Genomic DNA, 10000 nt, shown 5'->3' with positions numbered 1-10000 from the left:
GCCTTATGGCTAGTGCATGCCGGAGTGATCCGTATCCTGCTCGCTTCCTTATTAAAAATCGATTTAGTACAAAGTCATTGGCTGCAGCATCTTCGTATTGCATATGGCAGTGTCAGTCGGATCAGCCGTTATAACGCGCAAAGTCCATGGCAAATCCACTGTATTGCCGCACCAGGCTTTTCATTTGAATAACAGGACATGACATGACAGATGTAAAACAGCAAAACCACAAAAAGCGTCAGCAAAAACTCAAAGAGCAAGTGGACAGCCGTATTGCGGCGGCCAATACAGATAAAGCCTTGCTGCTGGTGATCACAGGCAATGGCAAAGGTAAATCCACTGCTGGTTTTGGCACTGTAGCCCGCGCCGTTGGGCATGGTTTAAAAGCGGCGGTGGCACAGTTTATTAAGGGCACCTGGGACTGTGGCGAACGTAATTTATTGCAACAGCACGGAGTGGAATTTGCGGTCATGAACACAGGTTTTACCTGGGATACTCAGGATAGAGCAGCAGACATAGCGGCAGCAGAACTGGTCTGGGCCAAAGCCGAGCAGTTCTTGCAGGACGAAAGTATTCAACTGGTGCTGCTGGATGAACTGACGTACATGATCAGTTACCATTACATTGATTTAGACAGAGTAGTAAAAGCGCTGAACAACAGGCCTGCGACTCAGCATGTGGTGATCACAGGTCGCGCCGCCCACCGCACTTTAATTGAGATGGCAGATACAGTCAGCGAAGTACAGTCAGTGAAACATGCCTTTGATGCCGGGATCCAGGTACAAAAAGGAGTGGACTGGTGATTCATGTAAAAAAGTATGTGCTAGGTACTGTACTGTATTGCTTTGCACAATTTACGACGACGGCACAAGCTGAACCAGCACAGCGTATTATTGCGCTCTCCCCTCACCTGGTAGAGCAACTCTATAGTATTGGCGTGGGCGATAAAATAGTCGGCACTACAGAGCATGCAGATTATCCACATCAGGCCCGCGCTATTCCAAGAGTCGGCAATTATGCTCAATTACAGGTCGAGAAAATTCTGGCACTAAAGCCTGATTTAGTGCTGGCATGGACAGACGGCAACCCAGCGGCGGATATCAATAAACTGCGGCAGTTTGGCCTGAATGTAGTCGATTCTAACCCGCTGCTGCTGACTGACATTGCCAAAGAATTGCGTGTCTTGGGTCAGCTTACCGGTGCGGAGGATAAAGCAGAACAACAAGCTCAATGGATGGAAAAAGGTCTGGCCGAGCTTCGTCAACGCTATAGCACACAACAAAAAGTCATTGTGTTTTATGAGCTCTGGCAACAACCGCTTTCTACAGTGGCGCAAAAAGCCTGGCCTCAGCAGCAACTGGAACTCTGTGGTGCATCCAACCCCTTTGCCACTGCTATAGGGGATTATCCTCAGGTCAGCATAGAGCATGTGGTTGCAAGTCAGCCGCAGTTGATCATCCAACCTGTCTCAGTCAATGAGCCAAGAACACTGCTGGACTGGAGCCGATGGCCTGCTATTCCAGCCGTTAAATATCAACAGTTTAGCCAACCAGATTCAGACCTGGTGCACAGAACCACCAACAGAATGCTGCAAGGGGTGCGGCAACTTTGCGCCGACATCGATAAGACGCGGCAATTTTTTGCCAAAAAGTCCTAAAGTTATTGAAGTCAGCGCCGATAGCCTGATCAGTCAGCACTATACTGAACCTTATTCAGCCTAATCGGAGTGGATCTATGTCATCTGTGAACGGAGTTAGCTCGTCCAATGCTTCAGCTGTGGCTCAAGCCAATAAAACAACTGAAAACAACGAAACATCCGAAGAGAAAAAGCTTTCAGGCTACGACGCCTCACGGATGAATAAGCAAAAGCTGAATGCCACTATTATGGAAAATCAGCTGAAGCTAAGCACAGGTGATGACGATAACTCCATGAAGTTATTGTATAAAACTGCATTAGAAGGCATTAATAGCGAGCTCGAAGCTGAATTTGGTCCTAACGCCGCTGAAAAAATTAAACAAAGCGGTGTTGATACTTCTCCCCAAGCTACGGCAGACCGTATCGTGGGTTTTGCCACAGCCTTTTACCAGAAGTACTCAGAACAAAATCCTGACATGCCAGAAGAAGAGCGTCTGGATAAATTCCTGGCTTTAGTGGGTGGCGGTGTTGATAAAGGTTTTGACGATGCTAAGAGTGTGCTGGATGGTTTAGGCGTGCTCAATGGCAAAGTGGCTGAAGATATAGACAGCACCTACTCCCTGATCCAGGAAGGTTTTGCCAAGTTTCGCGATATGATTTTAAACCCTGATAAAGCAGCACAACAGCAGGACATCACAGAGCAAGTTGCAGAAAATACCAGCAATGAGCTCAGATTCTCTGTAAAAGTTTAAGCTCGTCTTTGGTTTAACATGACTCCTGAGTTGCTGGTTTGATATACGCCTTAAAACCAGCAGTTTTTTCAACTGGCCTGAACCTAAGGCCAGTTTTTTTATCTTATACAGCCCGCACGCGTTACTGACTGCTCAAGGCGGTTTTAATCAACCTGGCCGGGCTGTGTTTATTGCCCTCTTCACTGATCCAAATCTGTTTGTCCTGGTCAATACACACCCCCTCAACCTGTCCTGAGGTAGGAAGCGCTTGAGTCTCCAGTAATTTCATCTGCTGATCATAACGCGCAATTCTGGGCCCAAGCCCTGCACTACTTAAATAGGCCCAGATGGCTTTGTGTGGATCTGAGTACCCCACCATCCACCACTGCTGTAGGTCTTTATCAAACACAGCGTCCGTCACCAAAAAGCCCGGAGTTGCAAAAGATTCAGCCTGTCCGAGCTCTTGTTGTCTGGACCTTGGGTCAAGCTTATAACGCGCGGGGATTTGGCTGGCCCAGCTTTTGCTGATCAACCACAAACTGTGTTGCTGATAGACCAGAGCCTCAAAATCAACATCGTGTTGGTAGGGCAATAATTTGTCTGAAGCAGGAAGCTGTATTCTGATCTGCTCTGGTTTATAAGGTTGTTTTAAGCCCGACCAATCCAGCGGTATTTTGTATAGTGACAGGCTTTTGCGTTGGCCTGCATTGTTACCCGTATCTGCTAAATACAAATATGTACCGTCAGAGCTGATAGCTTCCCAGTCGTTATTTCTAACTGACAACTTCAGCTGTCTTTGGATCTGCCCCTTGCGGTCAAAGCGGTACAAGATGGGCAAGCCACCAGAATCATTAAAACTGATGAATTGCTGATCCACACAAACTAAACCAGAACTTTCAACTAAAGCTTTGGGTAATTCGATCACTGACAAAGCTGCAGGCTGTACCGTTTGACTAAGGCTGCAGCCACTTAACAGCAATAAGACGCTGGAAAGCCCAACAATAACCAAATATCTGATTGAATAGCTCAAGAAAAATTCCCTTTCATCATCTGACAAGCCTGCGGATTACCATCTAAAGCGCGAATAGCACGGCAAGCTGATAAAAAATTCACAGCCTGGCCGTGCAGTGCTGTTACTTTCACGGCGCGTTAAGCTACTAGCGGCAGCAATACAAAGCCAGAGCTTTTTGCACATCTAAAATAGAGCCGTCTTTATTAAAGGTTTTAGTGATTGGAGTCTCAGTGCTACTCAACCAGATATGCAGATCTGACTCCAGATCAAAGTGGCCTTTCGTTTCTGCACTAAAACGTACTATGGAACGGTAAGGTACAGACATAAACTCTTTTTTGGACCCGGTTAAGCCTTGTTTATCGACCAATATCAGCCTTTTGTCGGTAAAGACGATCAGATCGCGTATTACTTTATAGGCTTGTTGCAGCTTTTCTTCCGGTAATAAAATCTGACTAAACTCAGCTTCGATATCGGCTAAATCAATCTGACCAGCATTTCCCAATAAACCGCTAAAAAGTCCCATCTTCATTCCTTGTGTATTCATGCAGTCCGTTGAGCTTATCTTTGACTGTGTCAGACAGCAATAGTTAAAAGCCCAACACTGTGCCATCCCAGTTGAGCAGTAAACCACTTTGCCCGGCCGTTAACTGCTGAGCAACTGCAGCTAAATGCAGAGCCGTCTGAGCGGGGCTTTGTAGTTGTCCAGCAGGTAAATTACGTTGGAAAGGCGCTGACAACGCAGAATCTGTAGTACCAGGGTGTAGACTAACTAAAGCTGCGGTTTTGTTACTGCGTTTTAATTCGATACTGGCTGTTTTCACCCATTGATTCAATGCGGCTTTTGCACTGCGATAGCTGTACCAGCCACCAAGCTGGTTATCGCTGATACTGCCAACTTTGGCACTTAATTGCAGATAACGAAGACCAGGCGTTTTGCACAGATAAGGCCAGAGTCCTTGCAGATAAAGCACAGGGACTTCAAGATTTAACAACAAGGTTTTACGAAGCAAAGCACCAGAGCTTTGAATTAAGCCTTTCTCAGGCGACAATTTTTGCTCGCCCTGCTGATGCAACCAACCTATGCAGTTAAAAATAAGCCCAACCTGATACTGTTGTAGTATCTCGATAACAGAATGGAAAAACTCATGATGCAAAGTCCAGTCACCGCCCGTCAGGTCTGGCGCTTGAATGACCAGCAGCTTGAGATCACTAAAATCTGCCGCACTACGGGATATCCAAATCACAGTCAGGCCCTGCTGCAAGTAATGCTGAGCTAAAGCAGTGCCTATCGAACTACTGGCACCAATGATCAGTACTGCGGACATAAAGTCTCCTGTAGTTAGCTTTGTTCTATCACGGCCTGGGCCAATTTCAGACCTGCCAGATAAGCATTTTCAACCCGACCGCCAAAACTCCAGTCGCCCGCTACCCAGAGTCGCTGTTCTGGCAGATCGATTAAACCTGGGGCTGACAGCTGATCGTTCTGGCTGGCGTAGAGCCAACGATGCGCTACTACAGCTGTGATGTCATCTTGTATATTCAGCTGCTGCCGTAAAATTGCACTGGCCTCAGCAAACCAGAATTCAGCAGGCTCTTGCAGATGCAAAGCGCTAAACTCAGCATTAAAATGCAGAATGTAACAAGGCAGCCTGCCTTTTTTGTGTTGCTGATGACTGATAAACCTTAACTTTGGATGCTGACAAAAAATGGCATCCTCAGAAGGAATAGCTCGGGTGTGCATAGCGACAGCCCAGCAGGGTTCAAGCAGTTGGGCTGAACTTCCCATCAGTTCTGGCAATGCACTTTGCGCCATTAATCGCTGTGCCTGGACAGGGGGTAGAGTGACTACGACTGCATCAAAGCCAGCGTAGCTTAGCCCCTGTTCACACACCAAAGTCCAGCTTTGTTGCCGATAACTTAGCTGCTCAATACGACAGCCTGTGAATTGGGGTATTGATTGCACTAAATCCTTCACTGGACTTTGCATCGAAGGCACACCAATATATCGGGCTTGCTGATCAGCAGATATTTGCAAGGACGATACGCCATCCTCATCGGATAACAAGGCGGTGGTACAAGGCCAGAGTTCAACCAGACCGGCTTCAAGCCACGAGTTGACCTGCCGCTTAAACTCCTGGGATCTGGCAGTGAAATACTGGGCTCCCATGTCGAGATAACCCTGATCTGTTCTTTTGCTGCTCATGCGGCCACCGGCGCCCCGGCCTTTATCGAAGACTGTGACCTGATAGCCTTGCCTGGTTAATTCCGCCGCCGCTGTGGCACCGCACAACCCTGCCCCTATCACTGCTACTTTTTTCATCGCTGTTTTTCTTTTGAACTAATTTTCAATTTACGCTGTATCATAGGCTTGAGATCAATAGATGGAGAAACCCTATGAATCAAACTGAATTGGCAACCTTTGGCGCTGGCTGTTTTTGGTGTATCGAATCTGCCTTTAACCAGCTGCAGGGGGTTAAAACAGCCATCAGTGGTTATATGGGCGGCCAGACATTAAATCCGGATTACCGTCAGGTATGTACAGGAACGTCTGGACATGCTGAGGTGGTTCAGCTGGAATTTGATCCAGCCCAAGTCAGTTTTGAGCAGTTATTGCAGATATTGTGGTTTTTGCACGACCCAACTCAGCTTAACAGGCAGGGCAATGATAAAGGCACCCAGTATCGCTCCGCTGTGTTTTATCACTCGGCAGAGCAGCAGCAACAGGCGCTTGCTTCGATTAAAGCAGTCCAGCCTTTATTCGATGCGCCCATAGTGACAGAAGTGACGCCAGCCAGTACTTTTTATCCGGCTGAAGACTATCATCAGGGATATTATTTGCAGAACACCAACCAGCCCTATTGCCAGTTTTTAATCACGCCTAAGCTCGCCAAGTTTCGCCAGACTTTTGTCAGTTTGCTAAAAACCTAAAAGAATTAGGGTCAGCGTAAAATGACGCCTTAGGCATAATTTTACTCCGACCCCAATTAATTTATTGATTCCAAATAAAGATTTAGAAGCCAGGTGTCCAGTTCAAGCGCAGCGACCATTCGGCCCCTGCAGCCGCATAACCTGGTACATACAAATAATCTTTGTTGGTCAGATTGTCGGCTTTCGCAGAAATCTGTAGCTGCGGGCTGAAGTCGTAACTCAAACCAGCCCCCCACAAGGTGTAACCACCAAGTTGCGGTGTCATGAAATCGCCCGTACGGAAATCACTCTGATAATCAGAGGTGGCAAATACACGCCAGTCCTGCCATTGATAAGCGCCCTGCCAATGCACTGTATGCCTGGAGCGTTTGATCAGAGGCGTATCTGTGGCCTGATCTTTTGCATCTGTATAGCTATAAGCCAATTGCTGCTGCAGTTGTTGCCAGCTATGGCTAAGGCTGAATTCAGCACCTTTGATTTTCGCTTCACCCACGTTTTGTGGCACCCAGTTACCATCAGCCATAGGCGCCCACTGGATCAGGTTACTAACGCTTTGCTGATAAATGGAACTTTCAATCTGTAGCTCGCCAGCGTTGTATTTTAATCCGAGTTCATCAGAAGTCGCAGTTTCAGGAGTTAACTGATTATTGCCGCTAAAGGGATAATACAGGTCGTTAAAGCTTGGCGCTTTAAAGGCGCTGCTGCGGCTGGCGCGAATTAGTAATTCCTTAGTCACCTGATAGCCCAACCCCAGTTCATAGGTGTTGTAATGGCCATATTGGCTTTGTTTATCATGACGGCCTGTCAGATCCGCCAGCCAGGCGCCTGACTTATAGCCAACACCTGCAAAAACAGCTTTGTTGACGCGGGAATCAACGTCATAACCCAAATCGCTGCCTGACACATCTTCCTGATACCAGTTCACACCAGTTAAGGCGGTAAACTCGCTGGTCAACTGACGACTGTATTGGTAATCCAGCTCATGCCGCTTGGTTTCAAACAAAGTAGCTGCGCTGTCGTCACCCCAGTTTAAGTCCTCAGTTTTATTAGTTGACAGGTTCAGTTTCTGACTGGATTTTTCGCCATCTAAAGCCCACCCTAAACGGCTTTGATTGGTTTTAGTTTCCACCTGATCGGCACCGGGTCCCCATGCCGGATCAAAATCATACTGACCTGTACTTTTGAGCACATTGTGATCGGCTGACCATACACCAAAAGCTGAGTTGTATTCAGCGCCTAACTTGCCGTAACGTTGCTCAAAACCGTCTTTATCGGCCTGAGTGCCAGGACGAACATCAAAACCTTGAGTATCTGACCAGCCCAGATTACCCCGGACTTTGAAGGCACCAAACTCTTTGGTGCTGGCGATATCAGCTTCATGACTTTGGTAACGACCAGTTTTTAACTGCACTGAGGTGTTATCCGATTTTCGGGTAGTAATGGCGATGACACCAGCTAAAGCGTCGGAGCCATATAAAGCAGCTTTAGGCCCCTTAATGACTTCAATTTGTTCAATCTGCTGCAAAGATAATTCAGCTAAAGAGGCGTACCCCAAAGTGGCAGAGCCAGCACGAACACCGTCAATCATCACTAAGGTGTGACCAGCAGCACCACCCCGTATAAATACAGTGTTAGTCTGGCCTTTACCGCCAGAGCGGCTGATTTGTACACCAGCGACCTGACGCAATAACGCAGGCAGATCTGACAGCTGAGCTTGCTCAATTTGCTCACGGTCTATGACGGTCACTGAAGATAAAATCTGATGCACAGGCTGAGCCTGGCGGGTGGCGTACACACTGATATGTTCCAGCGGATCATCCGAGCTATCGGCATATACAAAAGCAGGCAGGCCAACGACTACTGTCGCCAGCAAAGATTTTTTAAACATGATGTCTCCCAAAGACGCCCACCGCGTCCTGAATAGTGAATGAACTTTTCAGGCCGGTCTCCGGGCTGACAACAGACTATGTTTAGTAGTAATTTTAATCCCTTCCCATCCAAAGACAGTGGTTTGATTAAAGCCAGAGCTAAGCTCTCTGTTGTGTTACCGTTGCGGGGGCAGCTCTGGATTTTCACCAGATTCCCGTTTCACCCTCAAATGTCGTTTACATTCTATGGGCACCTGAAAAACGCGCGGTCAGTGTAGCGGCGGCACTATGAAAGTCAATAGAAATCCAGACGTCTCAAGCCGTTGAAAGAAATAGGACTTTTGCTCAAGCCAAGAGGCGTTAAGGTTTTTAGCTGCTAACTCAGCATAGGTTGATTCTGCCTGGCCAGAAAAATCGCGACCGCCCCTCATCACCAAGCCATAGTGCTCCTGACGTTAACAGTGAATGTGCAGTTTCTGGCTTTGGATAAACAACGTTGAATCGACTACAGATCGGGTTCGCACCTGATGTTGTTTAGCTTATAATAGCCAGATAAATTGCAATGAAATAAGAGAGAACTATGCCATCATTTGATATTGTTTCTGAAATTGATATGAACCAAGCAAGGAATGCGGTAGAGAATGCCAAACGCGAACTGGAAACCCGTTTTGATTTTCGTGGTGTGGACGCCAAAATTGAGCTGAACAAAGAGCACATTGAACTGACGGCCGAAGCTGACCAACAAGTGATGCAGTTATTCGATATTTTCGCGACAAAAGCAAGCAAACTGCAGCTGGATGTCAGCAGTTTCAAAATTGAAAAAGAAGATCGTCACGGTAAATACATCACACGTCATGTCACAATCAAGCAAGGCATTGATAAAGAGATGGCAAAAAAAGTGGTCAAACTGATTAAAGACAGTAGCATTAAAGTGCAGGTCGCTATTCAGGGAGAAGAACTGCGCGTTACAGGTAAAAAACGTGATGACCTGCAAGAGGTGATGCAGTTAGTCAGAACAAGTAACCTGGGTCAACCCTTCCAGTTTAAAAACTTCAGAGATTAATTATCAGCTCTGACATTCTGCAAAGCGCCCTGGGAGAAGAAAATGCGCAAAATGTGGCAGCTTCTCCCAATAATGAGTGAGTTCTGACCGGATGTCATAAACCTCATTTATATAATATGAGGTTATATTTGGTGCTTAAACTGCAACCTTAGCAGCACAGCCAACTGCTTTGCTTTTGATTCATTCTGGGCCTGTACAGCTTTTAAATTAAGACAACAAACCAATTTTTCACGCTGAGCCTATTGCTGATATACAGCAGAGCATTGTTTCTTGCTGGAGATTACAACCGTAAAACTGATACAATCCTCACAGGTCTTTTAAAGAAGAGTATTTTGTGAAGCGTCATCTTTACCACGCGATTTGTTTGCTGGTGTTTATCGCTGCCACTTTTGGTTTTCTGACAGAAATTAAAAGCAGTGGTATCAACTTAAATCAATATGATAAAGCACTGCATTTTTTAGTCTTTTTCTGCCTGACCGCCATGCTGCAATGGAGTTATAAACCCAAATTATGGCAAGCGGCGCTGATTATGGCCGGTTATGGAGTTGCAATCGAGTTCCTGCAGAATTATTTAACCAGCTACCGTCGCGCCGAACTGTTGGATTGGGTATCTGATTTGGTTGGTGTTGCTGTATTTTATCTGTGTTATTTTGCCGTAAAAAAATGGCGTCAGCGCAGCCTTTAACTACAGATGTCTGGACTGTCGTGGGCCAGGGAGCTATTGGCCTTCTGGCTGCAGCTCACTTACATCAAGCCGGCTAT

Annotated in this window: 12 protein-coding genes and 1 riboswitch; of the genes, 7 read left to right on the top strand and 5 right to left on the bottom strand. The window is 46.7% G+C overall.

Features of this window, described 5'->3' with window-relative positions; genetic code table 11:
• The 4 genes from LDL40_RS02010 to LDL40_RS01995 all read left to right on the top strand — a co-directional run.
• Positions 1 to 192 (top strand): hypothetical protein (locus LDL40_RS02010; protein ID WP_300993247.1); only part of this gene is annotated, 192 nt, incomplete at its 5' end.
• 11 nt (positions 193 to 203) lie between these two features.
• Positions 204 to 803: a cob(I)yrinic acid a,c-diamide adenosyltransferase gene (gene cobO / locus LDL40_RS02005; RefSeq protein WP_300993244.1), complete on the top strand. Its 600-nt coding sequence runs from the start codon at positions 204 to 206 to the stop codon at positions 801 to 803.
• Positions 800 to 1657 carry a cobalamin-binding protein gene (locus LDL40_RS02000; RefSeq protein ID WP_300993241.1) on the top strand — a complete coding sequence of 286 codons (858 nt, stop codon included), beginning with the start codon at positions 800 to 802 and terminating at the stop codon, positions 1655 to 1657. The genes cobO and LDL40_RS02000 overlap by 4 nt, the downstream gene beginning before the upstream one ends.
• Before the next feature lie 77 nt (positions 1658 to 1734).
• The gene (locus LDL40_RS01995) at positions 1735 to 2388 is read left to right on the top strand and encodes a DUF5610 domain-containing protein (protein WP_300993238.1); all 654 of its coding nucleotides are present in this window, start codon (positions 1735 to 1737) and stop codon (positions 2386 to 2388) included.
• Between the two features lie 121 nt (positions 2389 to 2509).
• Here LDL40_RS01995 and LDL40_RS01990 read toward each other — a convergent pair whose 3' ends face one another.
• The 4 genes from LDL40_RS01990 to LDL40_RS01975 form a co-directional block, all read right to left on the bottom strand.
• Entirely contained in the window at positions 2510 to 3397 is an 888-nt protein-coding gene (locus tag LDL40_RS01990; protein ID WP_300993235.1) for a hypothetical protein, read from the bottom strand.
• Between the two features lie 127 nt (positions 3398 to 3524).
• Positions 3525 to 3902 carry a PH domain-containing protein gene (locus LDL40_RS01985; RefSeq protein WP_300993232.1) on the bottom strand — a complete coding sequence of 126 codons (378 nt, stop codon included), beginning with the start codon at positions 3900 to 3902 and terminating at the stop codon, positions 3525 to 3527.
• 64 nt (positions 3903 to 3966) lie between these two features.
• Positions 3967 to 4704 carry an SDR family NAD(P)-dependent oxidoreductase gene (locus LDL40_RS01980; protein ID WP_300993230.1) on the bottom strand — a complete coding sequence of 246 codons (738 nt, stop codon included), beginning with the start codon at positions 4702 to 4704 and terminating at the stop codon, positions 3967 to 3969.
• A gap of 14 nt (positions 4705 to 4718) precedes the next feature.
• The gene (locus LDL40_RS01975; RefSeq protein ID WP_300993228.1) at positions 4719 to 5699 is read right to left on the bottom strand and encodes an NAD(P)/FAD-dependent oxidoreductase; all 981 of its coding nucleotides are present in this window, start codon (positions 5697 to 5699) and stop codon (positions 4719 to 4721) included.
• Positions 5700 to 5773: 74 nt separating this feature from the next.
• Between LDL40_RS01975 and msrA the strand changes: the two genes are divergently transcribed.
• The gene (gene msrA, locus LDL40_RS01970; protein ID WP_300993226.1) at positions 5774 to 6307 is read left to right on the top strand and encodes a peptide-methionine (S)-S-oxide reductase MsrA; all 534 of its coding nucleotides are present in this window, start codon (positions 5774 to 5776) and stop codon (positions 6305 to 6307) included.
• A gap of 82 nt (positions 6308 to 6389) precedes the next feature.
• Here the strand turns inward: msrA and LDL40_RS01965 are convergent, their stop codons facing one another.
• The gene (locus LDL40_RS01965; protein ID WP_300993224.1) at positions 6390 to 8195 is read right to left on the bottom strand and encodes a TonB-dependent receptor; all 1806 of its coding nucleotides are present in this window, start codon (positions 8193 to 8195) and stop codon (positions 6390 to 6392) included.
• A gap of 33 nt (positions 8196 to 8228) precedes the next feature.
• Positions 8229 to 8448: riboswitch (cobalamin riboswitch) on the bottom strand.
• 307 nt (positions 8449 to 8755) lie between these two features.
• Between LDL40_RS01965 and LDL40_RS01960 the strand changes: the two genes are divergently transcribed.
• Both LDL40_RS01960 and LDL40_RS01955 read left to right on the top strand, forming a co-directional pair.
• On the top strand, positions 8756 to 9238 hold the full coding sequence (locus LDL40_RS01960) for a YajQ family cyclic di-GMP-binding protein (RefSeq protein WP_300993222.1): 483 nt from the start codon (positions 8756 to 8758) through the stop codon (positions 9236 to 9238).
• Between the two features lie 334 nt (positions 9239 to 9572).
• The gene (locus LDL40_RS01955) at positions 9573 to 9923 is read left to right on the top strand and encodes a VanZ family protein (RefSeq protein ID WP_300993220.1); all 351 of its coding nucleotides are present in this window, start codon (positions 9573 to 9575) and stop codon (positions 9921 to 9923) included.
• Positions 9924 to 10000 lie beyond the last annotated feature (77 nt).

Origin of the sequence: Rheinheimera sp. (assembly GCF_020217005.1) — a bacterium.
Lineage (GTDB): Bacteria > Pseudomonadota > Gammaproteobacteria > Enterobacterales > Alteromonadaceae > Pararheinheimera.
The sequence above is the reverse complement of the archived record's forward strand: the minus strand, read 5'-3'. Positions and strand labels throughout refer to the sequence as shown.